Here is an 18847-nt window from a genome sequence, read left to right as displayed (position 1 = left end):
TATTAATATTTAATTGAAAAAAAACATAGCAAATAACCAACAATTGCTTTAAACTTGCTACGAACAAAACTTGTATTAAGTGACAGTAAGTAGTGTTTTTTAGCATCTGAAAAAAAAGAAAAATGATGATACATTCGAGCAGCATTAAAATTATAAAGCGCAGTTGCTACTCTTTGCTCTTCAATAGATAAATCAACTAAGTATTTATTCAATAACGACTTTGATCTTTCTATTTGCTTAAGCGAGTAAGAAGTATTTGCACCCATCCAATAACCACCCAAAGACTGTTTAATATATTTAAAACGATCTGTTACTTTTGCAGCCCTAATCCAATAATCATAATCTTCAACAGCAATTAGCATTTTATCCTCTGATATTTTCCCGATCCAATCAACTATTTCTTTTTTAATGATTACACTTGAATTTAGAACACCATTCCCCTTAATGAGCAAATTTTTATAAAAATTGCCTTCTAAATCTCTACCCTTCGCTATTTTATTTGATTTACCAAGAGAAGTATATATATCTAGATTATGATGAACTAAATCATAATCATTCAGATACGGTAAACAAACCTCCAACTTATTCGGATACCACCAATCATCTGAATCTAAAAAACATATCCAATTACCTTTAGCTACGGACAATCCTTTGTTTCTTGATACAGCAATTACCCCACCATTCGCATTATTTATAAGCCGAATACGAGGATCATTGTATCTTTCTACAACTTCAATAGTATTATCTTCAGAAAAATTATTAACAACAATTGCTTCCCAATTTTGGTAGGACTGACACAATAAGCTTTCTATGCACCTCCCGATAAGCTCCGCATGATTATAAGTCGGAATGACAATAGAAAAAAATGGAGTTGAATTATTCATTATTTTGTTCTAAATATTCAAAAAGGTTATTAATTCCGTCTTCAAGATTCCATTTAACCTCAAATCCTATACTGCGTACCAGACTATTATCTAATAAATATTTATTAATTTCTACATCTGATTCACGTTTTGCTGTTATAATAGGCAATTCAATGCCATACCTAACAAAAAAAACAGTTTTTATCTTTTGGGCAATTTCTATAATTGACATAGTTTTACCTGAATTTATATTATATATGAAATGATCTTCAGATGTCTCAATAATACACTGAACACCATTACAAACATCCCAACCGTGAATAAAATCACGCAAAGGAGATCCATCTGATTGCAAAACAATCTTATTTTCAATGTATGCCATTCTGCATAAATCATTAACCACCAACCACCAACAATTATTTTCTTCAAAAATTGGTGCTCCATAGCTATTTGAAAGACGAACAATCCTACAATCAACCGAAGAAACCCTATTGTAATGCTCACAAATAACTTCCCCTATATGATGCGTTAAGCCATAAGCGTTTTGAGTGTTCGTATCGTGAAATTCTGTTACTTTCTCATCTTTAAGAGCTCCATAAACCTGAGCTGTAGAAAAATATATAAATTTTTTCAGACCCTGTTTTGAAAAAACATCCAATAAAGACCAAACAGGAGCAATATTTATAGAGCTTACATAAGCAGGAGATCCGTTAGACTGATTATGATCTAATGATACCAAATGTACTATGACATCATATTTGTTCTTTGCGAGTTCAATAAGAAATTTTTCATCTCTGATATCACCTACAACAACATTATCCATTTTGGAAATCCAGCTTTTTTCTTTAGGGATATTAGAATAAAACAGCGGCGTAACCGAATATCCTTGCTCTGCAAGATGCAAACATAGACGAGCCCCTATATATCCACTCCCTCCTGTAACTAGTACCTTGTGCATTACCATTGATATACTATATCTGACAGGTCTTCTTTTCTCTCAATCTCATTTGGATCATGTTCAAGATTAGCCAAATTTAATAATAAATTATATTCAGAACCCACTCCGTGAAATGCCACCCATACACCGGGAGGTATCGTGATCCTTTGATAATTATTTTGACCTAATGTAATATCAAAGAAACTATTTCTAGTTGGACTTCCTTCTCTGTCATCAAAAATCACAAAACGTATTTCTCCTACAGGCACCACAAAATTAAGCGTCATTTCAAGATGTTTTTTCCATGGTTTTGTATCATTAAAATGAATGGTTGAAAAATAAGCTTCTCCAAAACCGGAATACCCCTCATCACTTTTTTTCATCGCGTGAAATACATTACCTTTTGGGTGATGAATTTGCTTTAAAGATGTTACTATAACTCCTTCTACTGTTATTTTGTCCATGCCAAGTTTTGATTAATAGCCAAATTTTCATAACCTTCAATTTGACTTTTAGTATATTCAAACATATCCGGTTTGTTTTTATAATACTCATAATACCAATCACTGGTATATTCTAATAGGGTTTTATAATTAAGCGTGGGCTTCCATTTAAAATGGAATAATGCCTTATCGCAGTTAAGCTTGAGTAAGCCAGCCTCATGAAACTTAATATCTCCGGTAATTTGGTAAGCCTCCTTAGAACTTTTAAAATGCCATCTCACACTCATATCTTCCAATATTTCCTGCACTGTATGGCTATACTCTGCTTGTGGCCCAAAATTAAAACTCTCTCCGTTTAGTGAATGGTTTTTATACAATTGCTCACCAAGCTGAAGGTAGCCACTTAATGGCTCAAGAACATGCTGCCAAGGTCTTGTTGCTTTAGGACTTCTTATCTCTACATATTTATCTTCACTCCATGAACGCATACAGTCAGGTACAATTCTGTCTAATGCCCAATCACCTCCACCAATTACATTACCGGCACGGGCTGTTACAATTTTCACAGGAAAGTCTTCCTTATTGAAAAATGAATGATAGTACGATTTAAAAATCACTTCTGCGGCACCTTTGCTCCCACTGTAAATATCTTTCCCTCCTACAGCATCAGTTTCCTTGTATCCATATATCCACTCAACGTTATCATAACATTTATCACTAGTTATTATTACTGCCGTACATGGTTTGGTATACTTTCTTAAAACCTCAAGAATATTAGCCGTACCCATCACGTTACTTGATATAGTATCAAGAGGTTCAGCATAAGAAAAAGAAACTATAGGCTGCGCAGCAAGGTGAAATACAAAATCAGGAGACACATTGTTAATTATCTCCTCCATTTTGTTATAATCACGAATGTCAGCCATATAATGCGTCATTTTATCTGCTAAAGCAAGCTCTTCAAACATAGAGGGTTTAGTTGGTATATCTTTAGATATACCGTAGACTTCTGCTCCTAAACTAATTAACCATGTACACAGCCACGAACCCTTAAAACCGGTGTTACCAGTAACAAGAACCTTTTTTCCTCTATATACGTCTCCAAACAATTGTTTATTTACCATTTTACCCAAGGTGCTTTATCGTTATTATATAATTCATTCAATAGGCTATATTCTCTTGAGGTATCCATCGGTTGCCAAAAGCCGTCGTGTTCAAACATTTTTAACTCTTCTAATTCAACTAATTTTTTCATTGGTTCCTGTTCTAAAACCAAATCTTCGTCATCACTTAGAATATCTAAGAATTCTTTATTACATACAAAATAACCTCCATTTATTCGTCCACCGCTTGCCTGAGGTTTTTCATTAAAACCGGTTACAGTACCGTCCTCATCAAGACCAAGCTCTCCAAAACGTCCCGGTGGCCTAACACCTGTGAGGGTAACCATTTTCCCGTGTGATTTATGGAAAGCTACTAATGCATCAATATCAATATCTCCAACACCATCTCCGTAAGTTAACATAAATATAGGATCATCTCCTATGTACTTTTTAATTCTCCTTACACGAGCACCTGTCATTGCTTTGATTCCTGTTTCAGCAAGAGTTATCTGCCAACCATCTTCGTCGTGGTTTGTTTCAGAAATTATTTGTTCTGATTTTTTACCTAACTTTATGGTAACATCTGCACTTCTAAGCTCATAATTAATAAAAAAGTCCTTAATTACATCGCTTTTATATCCCATACACAATACAAAATCGGTATAGTCAAAAGTTGCATAGGTCTTCATAATATGCCAAATTATAGGCTTCCCTCCAATGGGAATCATTGGTTTGGGTATGTCATCAGCGACATCACGAATTCTTGTTCCGTATCCTCCGCACAATATTACTACTTTCATAATTAGTTTTATTTGTTATTTTTAAGTTTAACTAAGTATAGATTTCCTTGAATTTTCCCAAAATATCGTTTGTTGAATAGCCTCTTTAAGTTCTGTAAATTTGAAATTAACAAACGATTGCATCAAAGATATGTCTAGACAAAAATCTTTAACATCTGTTGTTTTAGATTCGACATAATCAACCTTTACATCAGGCAAATATATCCTAATCGTATTTAGTATGCAATTAAGTTGATAAGATTCACCTGAACCAACATTCAATATTTTATTTACAACCTCTTGTTTTAAAAGCAGAAAAATAATTTTAACCAAATCATCAACGAATAAATAATCCTTAGACTGTGTACCGTCTCCCCAAACCTCTAAAGTTTCTCCCTGTAATGCTCTTCTAATAGCAATATTCACTACCCCTTGTTTTTCAGAAGTATGAAACCTGCCAAATGGATTAGAAATCCTTAAAATCAAATAATTAATTCCATATTGCTTCTGATACAGTCGTAGATAATTCTCAATAGTAAGTTTGACAACTCCATAAGAACTCAAAGGATTACAGATATCATTCTCCGAAATCTTCTCCAAATTTTTCTCCCCGTATACAGCTCCTCCTGAAGACAAATACAGAATAGATTTACAGCTGAAATCTCTCATTACATCTAATAACCCAATTGTTGCAATTAAATTACCATTGATATCGCTTAGAATATTGTTACCAGACGTTAAAGGTGTTGTTGAAGTAGCACAATGAAATACTTTTGTAAAATTCCATTTTGAGAATAAACGTATTAATACACTTTTATCGGCATAATCTCCCGTCACATATTCTATAGATTCATCAATCTCCCTTTGAAAATTCCTAGATAAAACAACTATCTTATAGTTAGAATATTCTTTATTTTTTAGGACATAGTCAATTATATTCCTACCTATGAAGCCTGTACCTCCAAGTAATAAAACGGTTTCTTTAACTTGCATAAATTTGTTCATAAATTTGCTTCAATTTTAAGCCATACATCTCCGGACTATAATTTATATAACTTTTTTTAGCATTTATACCCAACACTATTCTTAAGTCTTCATCATTATACAAACGGTATATTTCATTTGCCAAATTATCAGTAAACGTTTCTAAATCATTTTGTATCAAAATGCCATTCGAATTCGGTTCTATTGCCTGGGAAATACCTGCAAAATCAGTTGCTATAATTGGCTTCCCATATCCTAAGGCCGACAACAAAACTAATGGCATATCTTCATCCCGTATGGAAGGCAATACAAATAGGTCGGAAGCAGAAATATAATCTTCACTATTTTTCTTATATCCTAAAATAAAAACATTTGAACTTAATCCAAGATCTTTAATATAATTTTTCAAAAAATTTTCTTGTTCCCCATTACCCACAAAAGCACAAAACACTTTTTCTTTTGAAAGTAACTGTTTTTTATATAAAGCAGACAAAGCATCTATCAAATACCTCTGTCCTTTTCTTTCGGACAAAAAAGCAACTTCAACAATTAAAAAACTATCCGGTGGAATATTAAGTTCTTCAAAAATCTGTTCTCTATTTAATTTAACTTTAGGCAATGGAACACAATTATTAACAACCATTATTTTATTGGAATTAAAATTCCTTTTTTCTACCAGCTGTTGCTTTGCTTTGTGAGAGGCATTTATAAAACAATTAACATTTTTATTAATGAACTTGTCGTAAATTCTTTCAAAATAACCTTTACATTCACGAGCTTGATTATTAACTTGATAAACTACCTTAGCTTTACCGGTTAAAAAATTAGCCACAACCAAAACATTACAAGTTTTTGCAGCAGGATAACCACCATTGTTAATGTGAATTAAATCCGGTTTTGTCTTCACCAACAAATTCATTAAGCCTAATAAATTCCATATAAAATAAATCCCTAATTTTTCGACAAGAAAAAAAGGAACTTTCAAGAGTTTTTTTAATAATAAGGGTATTGAAAGTTGATTAATTTGGTGAAACAAGGTATCATTTGCCAAAAGAATCAAAGGATAATTCCCTTCTCTATTCAACAAATTTTCATTATCAAGCCCAGTATCATATTCTTTATGTTTCCTGTAACTATATTGAAGAATGAAATTTTCATTTAAAATTTCATTCTTAAGCAAAAAAGCCATTAATTTTTCGCTACCTCCGTATATGTAACAATCACTAAAGATTAGTATTTTTTGTCTTTCCATAAGTTAAAAACTAATTAGATTTAAATAGTCCCAAAGTTTTAGTCATTTGCTGTCTCCATTTTTCTGATGCAAAATATTGTATTACAAAAGAAATGACAATCAATCCTCCCATGACTACTGCAACTATCACTAAATTTATTTTCGATTGTTCCAAAGGCAAATAGTCTCTTACCAAAAATGAACCAAAAATTAAAAACAATAAGGGAAAAAACATCGGCAAAAAAATCTTTCCTACCGAATCTAGAAAAGTCAATTTCAAATAATCAATCATCAGCTTGTATAATACAAAAGCAGAAAATACAAATGCTAATAATTTAAAAACCGCAAACGAATTTACTCCCCAAATATTGATGGTAAATATGATACCAGTCCAAAATACAAAAGGCAGGAGCGTATTAATAAAATATAATGTTCTTTGACGTTCTTTAGCTATTAACATAAAGTTAGTTGGATAAGTAACAAAGGCAAAAATATTGCAAAAAACCAAAAATTGTATTACAATAACTGATTCCGAATAATTAGGCCCAACCCATGAAAAAACAATTGGGCGTGCCAGAATAGCAATAGTAATTATTGGAAATACGATAATTGGTGCCAAAATAGAAACGACTTGCAAATAAAAGGACTTTAAACCCTCTTCATCTCCATTACCAATAAAATGATTAAATCGAACACTGAAAGGAGAAAACAGAATACCAAGAATACTTCTAAAAAAGGAAAGAACTGTCAATCCTATAGCATAAACAGCAACTTGATTGGCTCCTAGTAACTTACCAATAGCTATTGAATCAAGCTCATAATATAGTATCCAAGAAATAGTGATAAACAAACTGGTAAATGCCAAAGATTTGGTCTTATCAAACACATCTTTATTAAAACAAACAGCAAGAAACAACGCTCTAAAATCATAATCATATCTTTTTCGTGCAATTATCAAACTGACTAATGCTGCTAATAAATTAACAATCTGCGTAAAAAGAAAATAACCTACTATATCATATTGTCCCTCCCTGAAAAACCACAAAACCGAAAGTATCTTGAATATACTCCCAAAGATATTGGTTCGTTGCACTATAAAATCTTCCATTCGAATCCCAAATATCATCTGTAACAAGCGTTGTAACAAAGTGGTAGGTGTAAAAACCGCCAGAATCAATAATAAGGATGATGCTACATATTCCTGTTGAGCCGACTTGATTCCTTTAACCAATAATTCAGGTTGTATACTTAAAATAAAAAAGCCAATCGAAAATAAGAGTAAAAAAACCAATAATATAAAATTGGTAAATCCTATTACTTTCATCTCTTCCTCCTTATCACCTTTTGCAAAATATTCGGCTGCATATTTTTGTCCCGCTCCCATAAATCCTAAATCGGCATAGACAAGAAAAATTGAAAAAGAAATACATACAGAATAAATCCCATAGGTAATTGGGTCTGAAGTAAGATAAGGCAGTACTACAAACATGGAAAGGAAATTCAACACAAGTGAAACTCCCTGCCAGAGATATATTTTAAGATAATTTTTTGTATAAGATTGTTGCATTAAAGACTTAATATTGATTGAGTAAAGACTTCCGAAGAAATCATATCTTGGCTTTTTAAGGAAGTTAAATATTTATAGGCGTATTCTGAATATTTAATAGTATTAGGTTCCCTCAAAACTATTTCAGAAGAAACATTATCATCAATATTTATTAAATGAGTATCTAGAATTTTTGAAAAATGATTTATAAAATTATAATAATTAGGCATTACTTCTTTAATTGAATTCGAAGTCAATGTTAAAATTGGCTTTTTGTTTAATACTGCAAAACTTATCGAACTTGAACAATGGGCTATTACAAACTCTGAATACCTGCTCAATTCGGCTGATTTATTAAAAAAGACTTTACGTTTATTAAAAAAATCCTTTTCCCTATACTTATCTGCTTTAGGATGTGCGGCAATAATAACCTCTACATTAAGTTTATTTTCTACTAAATTGAAAAAACGATTCAAATTATCATAATACTCATTTGGTTCGATTGTTCTAATTTTTAACATCTCGAAATCTGGATGAAAAGGAAAATACTCATCTAAAAAAACACAATATTTATTTACCATTAAATTTTTTGAATTTTTAGTTTTTACATATTTATCATAATCAAAAGAATTCACATCAATAATTTTCGATTTTTCATTTTCGATATCACTACCAACACCTATTGTCTGAATACCTTTTTCACCAGCTCGAAATACAAGTGAATAAGGTTTAACTATACCCTTTTTCTTTAAAAAATAAGCATATTTATTTTTGACATATCCAAATAGCAAATTTAGATCGAAAGCCTTCTTTAATTTAAAAATAAAATTCTCAACATGTGAGGTAGATGTCGCAAAAGGTAATGCTCCTCTGGCAAAAAAAGATGTTTTGCATTTGTATTTTGATAATAATCTATAAAGAGTAAGCACTCTATATTCGAACGTTATATTACTCAAAAACAAAGTATTTAATTTGTCCTGCTGCTTTATCAAATCTTCTAGTATAGAAAATGAATTTATTTTAACTATAAAGTCATCCTCCAACTGATCATTAAAAAGATCTTTAAAATATACCTCCGACAAATCCCAATACTCAATTTTAATACCTTTCTCTTTTAAATTTTTAAAATAAAAATCTTCTTTAACCTTTTCAGTTAATGGCTGGTAACCTATATATACTACTTTGTTAATCATGTTAAATTACATTACTTTAATGTAGATCTATATTATACTCCACCCTCCATCTACAACCAAATTATGTCCCGTCACATATGAAGCTTCATCTGTCAAAAGATAATAAACAGCTGCAACAATATCTTTTGGGCTTCCCATTTTTTTCATTGGCACTTTTTTATTGTAATTATTAACGAATGATTCCGGTTGATTGTCAAAGATCCCCCCAGGAGAAACTGTGTTTACTCTAATTTGATACTCACCATAGTACGAAGCTAAATATCTGGTAAAATTGTTTAAACCTCCTTTGATAGCAGAATAAGCCGCAGGCATGGTCATCTCTGTACCCTCATATACTGTGAAATCTGGTCCGACTAATCCGTAAATAGATGACATATTAATCAGCGAACCTGAACCTTGCTTCTTCATTTGCTCCAAAACAACTTGGCAACACAAAAAATAACCATTCAAGTGCATATCTACATTTTTACGCCATGATTCAAGTGGTATGTTTTCAAATTTATTCCCCCAATCTTTTGTTCTCGGATAAGCATTATTAACCCAGCCATCTATTCTATTATATTTCTCAACTATAGTTGCAATCCCTTCCATTACTGAATTTTCATCAGTAATATTAATTATAAAATCATCTTCATTTTTTTCTTCAAAATAAATATCGGCAGCAACAACTGTTGCTCCCTGTTCTCGAAATGTAGAAACCATCTGTTTTCCTAATAATCCATTTCCTCCTGTTACTACTATTACTTTATCTTTTATTGAAAACATGGTAATTTTATTTTTTAACTGTAAAACTCTTTATAAAGATCTTCCTGTCTATCTTTTTTGATTGGGAAATTTTTTCTGTATTGGATTGCCTGCTCAAGATCCAGATCAAATATTTTAATAGTATTTGAAACCGCAAACGAATCTAATTTATCTCCTATAGGTGAAAAAACACAAGAACTTTCTTCATATTCTAAACCGTTCCCATCAATACCGGTACGGTTCACACCAATCATAAAGCTTTGGTTTTCTATTGCTCTAGCATTCAACAGAGTTCTCCAATGGGTGACTCTTGTCTTCGGCCAGTTCGCTATATTGATCAAAATCAAGTTCTCTTTCGATAATTCCTGATAAAGCTCAGGAAATCTTAAATCAAAACATATACTTAATCCCCACCCTCCCTTCCAAGAAAGGCTTTTAACTTCATTACTGCCGGATATTAATTCATCTTCGCCATTATACGAAAAAAGATGTATTTTTTCATAATTCCCTTCTATTTCTCCCTTGGTGTTTACTGCAATGCAGCTGTTATATTTTTTATCTCCTTTAGAAATCAACAGCCCAAATACAATGTTTACCTGATTTTTTTTTGCTAGTTTTTGAATCGCCCTAATTGAATTCGAATTCTCGAAATCTTCAGCTAAAACCAAATTAGAAACTGAAAAACCTGTTAATGACATTTCAGGAAAAATTACATATTCTGCTTTTTGGTGTAATGATTGAACTATACGTTCAATTTCTTCCAAATTTGCTTTTTTATCTTCCCAAACCGAATTTAAAGAAACGACAGCTACCTTCATTAATTATATTTTCTGAATACCGGTTTAATAATATGCGATTTTAAATGTCCATCCAAACCATTCTCCAATGCTTTTTGATAGATCGTTAAAGCACGCTTAGCTGCTGATAGTGTCATATCCAATTCGGTATCCTTATGAGAATAAGAAACAGCTATATAAGGCATCATTATATTTTTCTCTAACATTTCCTGAGCAAATAAAGTACGCATCGCTAAAGACACATTACCTGTTTTATCTTTTGCAACATAATTTGGAGAACAAGCATAACCTTCTACATAAAATTGATCCTGTATTCCCAATTCCTTAGAAATTTCATTTATACCATTAACCAATTTAGTTCCATAATTCCAAAAATGTTCAACTACCTGATCCCTCTTCAAGATTTCCATAGTTTTTATAAAAGCTCCAAGTGCACTCATTTCTGCACCGTGAGTTGTAGAAGTTAGGAATATTCTTTCTTTTCCTTCTTCTAATATACCACCAATCTGCATGATTTCTCTTTTTCCTGCTAAGGCAGCAACTGCAAAACCATTGGCCATAGCCTTACCAAATGTACATAAATCCGGTTCAATTCCATAATAGGTTTGAGCCCCCTGTAAATGCCATCTAAAACCGGTAATCATTTCATCAATAATAAATACGGCACCATTTGCTCTACACAAATCCTGAACTTCATGTAAAAAATTAGCTTTTGGCTCTACTGTTGTTGTTGCTTCCATTATTACCGCAGCGATTTGATCAGGATATTTTTCAAAAAGCGCTTTTAAAGAGGCAATATCATTATAATTGAACTTTAAAGTGAACTGACTAGCTTCATCAACAGTACCACGGCTAATAACCGTCGAACCAATAAACCAATCATCATATGAGAAAAAAGGTTGTTCAACCGGAATAGCAATAAATTTCTTGCCGGTATACGCCCTTGCAAGCTTAACAGCAGCAGTCGTTACTGTAGAGCCGTGTTTTGCAAATTTAACCATGTCTACAGACGGGATTAATTCACATAATAATTCTGCGGCTTTCAATTCCGTTAAAGATGCCCTTGTAAGGTTATTTCCTTTTAAGATTTCTTCATAGCATGCATCTCCTATTTCTTTATTACCATACCCGATATTTACAGAACGTAATCCCATTCCGTAATCCAAATATTTTTTTCCATCCGGAGAATAAACATAAGCTCCTTCTCCTCTTTCTAAAATTGAAGGTGCATTAGACGGAAATTGATCGTCACCTCTTGAATAAGTATGTGCCCCACCGGGAATAATCTTGTGTAGTCTTTGTGAATAAGTTTCTTCCATTTAAAAAAAAATTAATTTTCCTCTTGTTTTTGTTTATTAAAATTTGACCAATAAATATCATCAAGATGATCATTTATTTGATTCCAATTGTTGGTTATGATAGATCCAATTAAAGCGTCATCCGACACATCTAAAACATCAATACTAGATATTACTTTTTTGAAAAAAACAGCATCAGGCTCATAATCCAAGGTCATTCTTATATTTTCAGTACTTTTCTCATCTTTCAATTGGATAACTTCAATATGGCTTTTATCAAAAATTTTTCCCCAACCCGTTTCAAGCTTATTAAATTCATTTCCAAGTAAAGATTCTTCCAAAAACTCTTTACTATAGCCTGTACTATTCATTCCTAAAGGTAATCCTAAAGTCTGTACCATTTTCGACCCACTTAATAATTTATCTAAGACTATTTTAGAAGCTTCAGTAGAACATAAAATATCATCCCCGTCGATAGAAATTATATAATCGATGTCATTATCAATTGCACATTTCAAATGACGTAAAGGAATATTTTCATCAGATCCATAATATACTTCTGCTTCACTTTTATCAAAAATAGACTCGAATTTTTTGTTTTCAATTTTTGTGGAAGTAGTAATGAATATTTTCAAATCATTTCTTTCAATATTTGCTTTAAACGCAATTAAAAAGCGTTGAACAAGCCATTTTATGAATGGTTTGCCATTTACTTCAATTAAATGCTTTTCACTCAATCTGGATGACCCTAATCTAGCTGTGATAAAAACTCCAATCATTACAATTTTTCAATAACATCATTATTATCTGAACTTTCAACAGCATACAACACTTTTAAAACCTGATGATCATGTTCTAAATTATTAGGAAAAGGCCTCTCATTATTGGCAGCCATTAAAAAAGCTTTCATTTCATCAATATACATTTGTTCAGTGATATTTTTGTTATAACCATTTTGAGCGGCAATTGTCTCGTACTTTATTTCTTTCCAGTCATTTACTTCAGGATCATAAACTTTTATCATATTATCATCCCAATTCCAGTAAAGTTGTTTTTTATCTCCGTTAATTACCAAACGTCGAGTTGCATGCCTTGAGACAACATCAACTGATAAATTAAATATCGACTGACCATAATCCATCAATAAATTATAGGTATCATCAATATCATTGGCGCCTTCAATTTGAATTGCATTTTTATATAACCCTACAACTCTCTTCGGGAATCCCAATACTAAAGTAATCCAAGTTAGTTCAAAAGGAACAATCTCTCTACCTCCTCCTGTTTCTTTTTTTGAAACGTAATATTCACTTACATCTTCATAAGTATGCCAATCAGGTAAATATTGCCCTGAATGATATAAAAAATTAGAAATTTTACCTAGTTCATTATTTTGGACTATTTCCGCTATTTTTTTTATTGCCGGGTGAAAAAACAAGGTGCACGAAGGCGCTAAGCACACATTTTTTTCTTTGGCATCTCTAATCATTTGGTCAAAATCGGTATCAACTACACTAGCTTCAATAAAAGTCGAAATACCCAATTCTATAGCCTTCTTCATATAGATATGGTGAATAGCAGGAGGTAATGAAATAACAAACGCATCAAATATGTAATTTGTAATAGCTTCATCGAAACTACTAACAGTTTTAATTTGATACTTTTCTCTCGTTTCTTGCCTTCTATCTTCTCTGTTATCCAGCCCTATAATATTTTTAATCCCAAGAGCCTGTAAATTTCTAATTCTCCTTTTACCCATTGAACCTAGTCCAATTACAAGTATAAAATTTTTCATTATTTAAATTTTTTATAATTTATATCATTTTGCGCTTTCTCTAAGTCTTCATACTTATAAATATCTAACTAACAAATGAGTAAGACATTACTTTTAAATCACTCATTGTCAATATTTATATTAGATCGGTTCATTAAAAAAAATCTTGAGATATACCTTGAACTCTTCATAATTTAATATGTTTAATATCTTCCTGAGCTTTCTTAAAATCTTCGTGCTTACCCACATCAAGCCAATAACCGTTAATAGGATAAGTTACTAATTTTAAGTTCATTTCCAGTACACGCTCCATTAAATCTGTAATATCATAAAACTGATTTTCTGGTATCATTTTTAAAATTTCTTTTTTAATAATATAAATACCTGCATTTGAATAATAAGTATATCTTGGTTTCTCTTTCAATGATTTTACTTCCACACCATCTCCAACCTCTAATACTGCGTAAGGTACATCAACGTGGTAAGACGTAGCAGCAACAGCCATATCGGCATTTGATTCCTTATATATTTTAAAGAAATCTGCAAAATCAATATTGGTTAATAAATCGCTGTTCATCACGATGATATCATCATTATAAAAGTTTTCAACCAATAGTACGGAGCCAATTGTACCTAAAGGTTTATCTTCTTTTACATATTTAATTTCAATGCCTTTTTGGGTTCCGTCTTTGAAGTAATCAATCAGCTGCTCTCCTAAATAATTGATGCTTAAATTAATTGTTTTAATTCCAAAATTAATCAAGCGGTCAATATTGTATTCAATTATGGGCTTATCACCTACTTTTAAAAGTGGTTTTGGTGTATTTTCAGTTAACGGTCTCAATCGCTTTCCTTTACCACCCGCCATTAAAACAGCATCGGCTGGAATCAATGTTTTTCTTATACTAAAATCTAGAATATCAACAATCACTTTATCATCATTAACGATGGGAATAATTTTTAATAAATCTTTTCTAAATCTTTCCAGCTGATTAAGATCGTATTCATTATGTTTAATAGAAATTGGCGATGATTGAACAAAATCTAACAACTTATTGTCAAAACCAAATCCTTTTATAAAACCTCTACGTAAATCTCCATCAGTTAAAGAACCTAAAAGTTTTCTTTCCTCATCAACCACAAAAAGAATAGAAGAAGGGGCTATTTCATCCAATTTGATGAGAGCATCTCTTACCGATTGCCCAAAATAAATAATATGTTTTTCAACTATATTCATGATAAATTATAAAAAGATTTATTAGTTTTAATGGTTTTGAATTCAAGAATTTTATTTAAAATTTCCTGAGCAGCTCCACCATTATCGTATGGATTTTTCACCTCAGAAAATTGATTTTCTGTGATTAATTTTCTGGCCAATTCGAATCCTGATGATATACCTTCTTCAGAGTTATTTACATTAATGATACTAGACGCCTGTGCTCTTCCTTTTTGTCTGTTACCGATATTAATAGTTGCTGTATGTAACGAAGGTGCTTCCAAAATACCGCTGGAACTATTGCCAACAATTGCATCGCAAATTTTCACAACAGATAAAAATCTTAAGGTTCCTAATGAACTAAAAGCTTTTGCTATATTTGGGTGTTTTTTAACAAAATCATCAATCATTTGATTAATAATCCGTCCATCCGTATCTGCATTAGCTTTAGTAAAAATAAAAAAACTATCTTCCTCTTTTTCAATAACATTCAATAAATTTTGAAACTGCTCTGCTGAAGATAAACTACCTAAAGTTTCAGGATGAAAAGTGATCTGGTAATTATATTTTTTAAATTTAATATCTAAATCTGCTTCTAATTCTTCTTTTGAAAGTAATTTCAAATCACGGATATTATCTAAACCTATCGCTCCTACATTAAAAACATTTTGAGGGTTTTCACCCATTTGGATAACTCTATTTCTATATTCATCAGTTGATGTAAAATGAAGATGGCTCATTTTGGTAATAGAATGCCTGATTGCGTCATCATACGCTCCTTCTGTTATTTCTCCCCCATGCAAATGCGCTATAGGGATTTTGAAAATTGTAACAGCAGAAGCAATAGAGAGCATTTCGTATCGGTCTCCTAAAATAACAATTAAATCGGGTTTAAGCCTTGGTAAGGCATCTGCCATCCCCATCATTGCCATTCCCATCGTTTTCACAATACTTGCGGATGTATCGGATGACAAAAGTATTTCTACCTTTTCATCGATTACAAAACCGTCATTTTCTATATTTTTATAAGTCAATCCGAATTCCGGTGATAAATGTGCACCTGTTACAATAATTTGTAACTGCAGTTGGTCTGAATCTTTGATAAGCTTCATTAATGGTTTCAGTAAACCATATTCTGCACGCGTAGCTGTTATTACACAAACTTTTTTCATATTTCAATTAAATCGTCTGTTAAATAATCTTTTAATGCCACTTTTCCAATTACTTGATCCCATTTCATCGGCGAAATTCCTGTTCCGGGTCTTTTAATCGTTAAATTTTTTTCCGTAAAAATTTCTCCTTTTGAAATTGACTTAGAAGCTACAATACTTTTACGTGCTATTTCTATATTTTTTATTTCCGAAGCACTCGGTTTTTTAAGACCATCTCCAGAAATAGCTTGTTCTATATTGCGAATAGCTTTTACCATTTCTTTCAATTGAAGAGGTTCCAAAGATGCAGCATGATCCGGACCTTCCATTGAATTATCTAAAGTAAAATGCTTTTCAATTACTGAAGCACCTAAAGCAACTGCTGCAATCGGAACTTCCATTCCCAAAGTATGGTCTGAATACCCGACTTCTGTACCAAATTTGTGCTGAATGGAAAGCATTGCTTTTAAATTCACATCATTCATCGGAGTTGGGTATTCTGTGTTACAGTGAAGAATAGTAATATCATCTTTTGATATTTTCTCTGATAAGAAAACATTGATAGCAGCTTCGATATCTTCCATCGTGCACATTCCCGTAGAAAGAATCACTTTTTTAAAAAGTTGAGCTGCTTTTCTTAAATAAGGCAGATTGGTAATTTCTCCCGAAGGGATTTTAACTAAATCTAAACCAATCTCTTTTAAATATTCTAAAGAATCTAAATCAAAAGCAGTTGAAAAGAATTGTATATTCTTCTGTTGACAGTAATCAATTAATAATTTATGGCTTTCGTGAGAGAGTTCCAATTTCTTCAACATTTCATATTGCGAATCTGTCGAATTTCCTGTATTTTGAATTTGATAATCTGCTTTTTTGGCAGATTTGGAAACTAAACTTTCAGATTTAAAAGTCTGAAATTTCACATAATCAACACCGGAATCTACTGCCGCATCAATCAGTTTAAAAGCATTATCTAAATCTCCATTATGATTAACACCGGCTTCGGCGATAATTAAAACTTTATTCATCTATTTAAGTTTTTTTGCAGGATTTCCTGCCCAAATTTCATTGTCAGGAATATCCTTAATGACTACACTTCCCGCTCCAACAGTCACTGCATCCCCAATTTTAACACCTTGTTTTACAACAGAATTGGCTCCAATAAAAGAATTTTCGCCAACATGTACATTTCCTGCCAAAACAGCTCCCGGTGCAATGTGTACTCCACTTTCAATGACACATTCGTGTTCTACTATACATCCGGTATTTAAAATACAATTGTCTAAAATTTTTGCAAAAGCATTAATCGTAACATTTGCAGCTATGAAATTTCCAACTCCAAATATCGCATAATTACTTATTATTGACGACGGATGAACAACATTTAATACTATCTTTTTTTTTGATAAAATTAAATTTGCCACTTTCTGGCGTATTTTGTTATCTCCTATTCCCAAGATAAATTCATCGGCACAGTTCCAATCAAAAGAATCACTTCCTTCATTTCCTAAATAATCAATCTCAAAAGGATTGAAAGAAGCCCGTTTTTTTTCACAGTAATATTTTACATTCATATTCATTTCTTTTGCTGCATCTAAAACAACAAAAGAATGTCCTGAATATCCTATTATTACTATGTTTTTTTTATCTGGCACTACTTGGAATATTTACAATTCTTTCTTCTAAAAATTCAGCATTTCTTTGTGCATCACGCTGGCAATGTGCATACATCGGCAAACGATACATTAAATTCCAAATCGGGCGTGTCATTACCCCTTGATCATTTGTATTTTTTAAAAACTCCTCTCTTTCGGATTTATTATTCAGCTCAACACACATCAGCCAATAATTGGCTTTTGTATTAGCTGTTTCTTGTCTGAATTTAATTCCTGATTTGTTAAAAAACTCAGCGTACTTATTTGCTAAGATTCTTTTATCTTCAAGAAAATCATTTAGAGATTCCAATTGTGCGCAAGCCAAAGCTGCATTCAAATTGGGCATTCTGAAATTATACCCCAATTCATCATGGAAAAATTCATAAGGGTGTGGCCGTTTTGCAGTCGTGGTTAAGTATTTTGCCTGAGTCCCTAATTCAATATTATTTGTAACAATGGCACCGCCGCCGCCACTCGTTACCACTTTATTTCCATTAAATGAAAAACCACTGATTAAACCGATGGTTCCTGTATGTTTTCCTTTGTAAAAACTTCCTAAAGATTCTGCCGCATCTTCTACCAGAGGTATTTGCCATTTATTGCAAACCATCATTAATTCATCTAAATGAACCGGAAAACCGAAAGTATGCATGGGCATACATGCCGCAATTCTTCGATCGGTAGATTTGTTATAACAACCATCTTCACGAAGTTCTCCAAATTCTTCTAAAAAATCTTCGAGTGCTTTAGGAGAAAGTCCCATTGTATCAAGATCTACATCAATAAAAACGGGAATTGCATTATTATAGGTGATTGCATTAGCCGTTGCTATAAAAGTTAGTGCCTGTGTTATGACTTCTTCGTCTTTTTTTACCCCTGCCAATCTCAAAGCAACCTGTAATGATGCTGAACCATTCACTACTGCAATAGATTTTGATGCACCTGTGATATCCTGCATCATATTTTCAAACTGATCCACAAAAGCTCCTACGGAAGACACAAATGTAGAATCTATAGTTTGTTCAAGGTATTTTTTTTCATTACCCCTAAACCTGGGTTCGTGAAGAGGAATAAATTTATCTGAATTAAAATGTTCTCTTACAAAAGAGACCATGTTTTGAATATTTTCCATC

General features: G+C 32.1%; 19 protein-coding genes. All 19 read right to left on the bottom strand.

Going from position 1 to position 18847, the window contains the following annotated elements; genetic code table 11:
- Positions 1-2: 2 nt before the first annotated feature.
- Positions 3-884 carry a glycosyltransferase family 2 protein gene (locus RM51_RS07035; RefSeq protein WP_039366814.1) on the bottom strand — a complete coding sequence of 294 codons (882 nt, stop codon included), beginning with the start codon at positions 882-884 and terminating at the stop codon, positions 3-5.
- The gene (locus RM51_RS19055) at positions 877-1821 is read right to left on the bottom strand and encodes an NAD-dependent epimerase/dehydratase family protein (protein ID WP_165584990.1); all 945 of its coding nucleotides are present in this window, start codon (positions 1819-1821) and stop codon (positions 877-879) included. Before RM51_RS19055 ends, RM51_RS07035 begins: the two co-directional genes overlap by 8 nt.
- Entirely contained in the window at positions 1821-2264 is a 444-nt protein-coding gene (locus tag RM51_RS07025) for a dTDP-4-dehydrorhamnose 3,5-epimerase family protein (RefSeq protein ID WP_039366812.1), read from the bottom strand. The genes RM51_RS19055 and RM51_RS07025 overlap by 1 nt, the downstream gene beginning before the upstream one ends.
- A complete protein-coding gene (rfbG, locus tag RM51_RS07020) occupies positions 2252-3367 on the bottom strand; it encodes a CDP-glucose 4,6-dehydratase (protein ID WP_228375786.1) in 1116 nt (371 codons plus the stop codon). The genes RM51_RS07025 and rfbG overlap by 13 nt, the downstream gene beginning before the upstream one ends.
- The gene (rfbF, locus tag RM51_RS07015) at positions 3361-4131 is read right to left on the bottom strand and encodes a glucose-1-phosphate cytidylyltransferase (protein ID WP_262483691.1); all 771 of its coding nucleotides are present in this window, start codon (positions 4129-4131) and stop codon (positions 3361-3363) included. Before rfbF ends, rfbG begins: the two co-directional genes overlap by 7 nt.
- 42 nt (positions 4132-4173) lie before the next feature.
- Positions 4174-5118, bottom strand: a complete 945-nt coding sequence (locus RM51_RS07010) for an NAD-dependent epimerase/dehydratase family protein (protein ID WP_165584989.1) — start codon at positions 5116-5118, stop codon at positions 4174-4176.
- Positions 5108-6361: a glycosyltransferase gene (locus RM51_RS07005; protein WP_084110986.1), complete on the bottom strand. Its 1254-nt coding sequence runs from the start codon at positions 6359-6361 to the stop codon at positions 5108-5110. The genes RM51_RS07010 and RM51_RS07005 overlap by 11 nt, the downstream gene beginning before the upstream one ends.
- Positions 6362-6371: 10 nt before the next feature.
- Positions 6372-7829, bottom strand: a complete 1458-nt coding sequence (locus RM51_RS07000; RefSeq protein WP_131667053.1) for an MATE family efflux transporter — start codon at positions 7827-7829, stop codon at positions 6372-6374.
- 77 nt (positions 7830-7906) lie between these two features.
- Positions 7907-9079, bottom strand: a complete 1173-nt coding sequence (locus RM51_RS06995) for a hypothetical protein (RefSeq protein WP_039366795.1) — start codon at positions 9077-9079, stop codon at positions 7907-7909.
- A 27-nt stretch (positions 9080-9106) separates the two neighbouring features.
- Positions 9107-9844: an oxidoreductase gene (locus tag RM51_RS06990; RefSeq protein WP_039366793.1), complete on the bottom strand. Its 738-nt coding sequence runs from the start codon at positions 9842-9844 to the stop codon at positions 9107-9109.
- A gap of 14 nt (positions 9845-9858) precedes the next feature.
- Positions 9859-10641, bottom strand: coding sequence for a nitrilase-related carbon-nitrogen hydrolase (locus tag RM51_RS06985; protein WP_039366791.1), 783 nt, complete (start codon positions 10639-10641; stop codon positions 9859-9861).
- Complete coding sequence (locus RM51_RS06980) at positions 10641-11939, bottom strand: glutamate-1-semialdehyde 2,1-aminomutase (protein ID WP_039366789.1); 1299 nt, start codon at positions 11937-11939, stop codon at positions 10641-10643. Before RM51_RS06980 ends, RM51_RS06985 begins: the two co-directional genes overlap by 1 nt.
- An 11-nt stretch (positions 11940-11950) precedes the next feature.
- A complete protein-coding gene (locus RM51_RS06975; RefSeq protein ID WP_039366786.1) occupies positions 11951-12697 on the bottom strand; it encodes a cytidylyltransferase domain-containing protein in 747 nt (248 codons plus the stop codon).
- On the bottom strand, positions 12697-13713 hold the full coding sequence (locus RM51_RS06970; protein ID WP_039366783.1) for a Gfo/Idh/MocA family protein: 1017 nt from the start codon (positions 13711-13713) through the stop codon (positions 12697-12699). The genes RM51_RS06975 and RM51_RS06970 overlap by 1 nt, the downstream gene beginning before the upstream one ends.
- A gap of 166 nt (positions 13714-13879) precedes the next feature.
- Positions 13880-14929 carry a nucleotidyltransferase family protein gene (locus RM51_RS06965; protein ID WP_039366780.1) on the bottom strand — a complete coding sequence of 350 codons (1050 nt, stop codon included), beginning with the start codon at positions 14927-14929 and terminating at the stop codon, positions 13880-13882.
- Positions 14926-16080, bottom strand: a complete 1155-nt coding sequence (gene neuC / locus RM51_RS06960) for a UDP-N-acetylglucosamine 2-epimerase (RefSeq protein ID WP_039366779.1) — start codon at positions 16078-16080, stop codon at positions 14926-14928. Before neuC ends, RM51_RS06965 begins: the two co-directional genes overlap by 4 nt.
- A complete protein-coding gene (gene neuB / locus RM51_RS06955; protein WP_039366776.1) occupies positions 16077-17087 on the bottom strand; it encodes an N-acetylneuraminate synthase in 1011 nt (336 codons plus the stop codon). The genes neuC and neuB overlap by 4 nt, the downstream gene beginning before the upstream one ends.
- The gene (locus RM51_RS06950; RefSeq protein WP_039366774.1) at positions 17088-17714 is read right to left on the bottom strand and encodes an acetyltransferase; all 627 of its coding nucleotides are present in this window, start codon (positions 17712-17714) and stop codon (positions 17088-17090) included.
- Positions 17704-18846, bottom strand: a complete 1143-nt coding sequence (locus tag RM51_RS06945) for a LegC family aminotransferase (protein WP_185094999.1) — start codon at positions 18844-18846, stop codon at positions 17704-17706. Before RM51_RS06945 ends, RM51_RS06950 begins: the two co-directional genes overlap by 11 nt.
- Position 18847 lies beyond the last annotated feature (1 nt).

The organism is Chryseobacterium taiwanense (assembly GCF_000813825.1).
In the GTDB taxonomy this organism is placed as follows: domain Bacteria; phylum Bacteroidota; class Bacteroidia; order Flavobacteriales; family Weeksellaceae; genus Chryseobacterium; species Chryseobacterium taiwanense.
The sequence above is the reverse complement of the archived record's forward strand: the minus strand, read 5'-3'. Positions and strand labels throughout refer to the sequence as shown.

Coding starts and splice junctions, on each gene's coding strand:
- RM51_RS07035 (WP_039366814.1), bottom strand. CDS start 884: ATGAATAATTCAACTCCATTTTTTTCTATTGTCATTCCGACTTATAAT.
- RM51_RS19055 (WP_165584990.1), bottom strand. CDS start 1,821: ATGCACAAGGTACTAGTTACAGGAGGGAGTGGATATATAGGGGCTCGT.
- RM51_RS07025 (WP_039366812.1), bottom strand. CDS start 2,264: ATGGACAAAATAACAGTAGAAGGAGTTATAGTAACATCTTTAAAGCAA.
- rfbG (WP_228375786.1), bottom strand. CDS start 3,367: ATGGTAAATAAACAATTGTTTGGAGACGTATATAGAGGAAAAAAGGTT.
- RM51_RS07010 (WP_165584989.1), bottom strand. CDS start 5,118: ATGCAAGTTAAAGAAACCGTTTTATTACTTGGAGGTACAGGCTTCATA.
- RM51_RS07005 (WP_084110986.1), bottom strand. CDS start 6,361: ATGGAAAGACAAAAAATACTAATCTTTAGTGATTGTTACATATACGGA.
- RM51_RS07000 (WP_131667053.1), bottom strand. CDS start 7,829: ATGTTTGTAGTACTGCCTTATCTTACTTCAGACCCAATTACCTATGGG.
- RM51_RS06995 (WP_039366795.1), bottom strand. CDS start 9,079: ATGATTAACAAAGTAGTATATATAGGTTACCAGCCATTAACTGAAAAG.
- RM51_RS06990 (WP_039366793.1), bottom strand. CDS start 9,844: ATGTTTTCAATAAAAGATAAAGTAATAGTAGTAACAGGAGGAAATGGA.
- RM51_RS06985 (WP_039366791.1), bottom strand. CDS start 10,641: ATGAAGGTAGCTGTCGTTTCTTTAAATTCGGTTTGGGAAGATAAAAAA.
- RM51_RS06980 (WP_039366789.1), bottom strand. CDS start 11,939: ATGGAAGAAACTTATTCACAAAGACTACACAAGATTATTCCCGGTGGG.
- RM51_RS06975 (WP_039366786.1), bottom strand. CDS start 12,697: ATGATTGGAGTTTTTATCACAGCTAGATTAGGGTCATCCAGATTGAGT.
- RM51_RS06970 (WP_039366783.1), bottom strand. CDS start 13,713: ATGAAAAATTTTATACTTGTAATTGGACTAGGTTCAATGGGTAAAAGG.
- RM51_RS06965 (WP_039366780.1), bottom strand. CDS start 14,929: ATGAATATAGTTGAAAAACATATTATTTATTTTGGGCAATCGGTAAGA.
- neuC (WP_039366779.1), bottom strand. CDS start 16,080: ATGAAAAAAGTTTGTGTAATAACAGCTACGCGTGCAGAATATGGTTTA.
- neuB (WP_039366776.1), bottom strand. CDS start 17,087: ATGAATAAAGTTTTAATTATCGCCGAAGCCGGTGTTAATCATAATGGA.
- RM51_RS06945 (WP_185094999.1), bottom strand. CDS start 18,846: ATGGAAAATATTCAAAACATGGTCTCTTTTGTAAGAGAACATTTTAAT.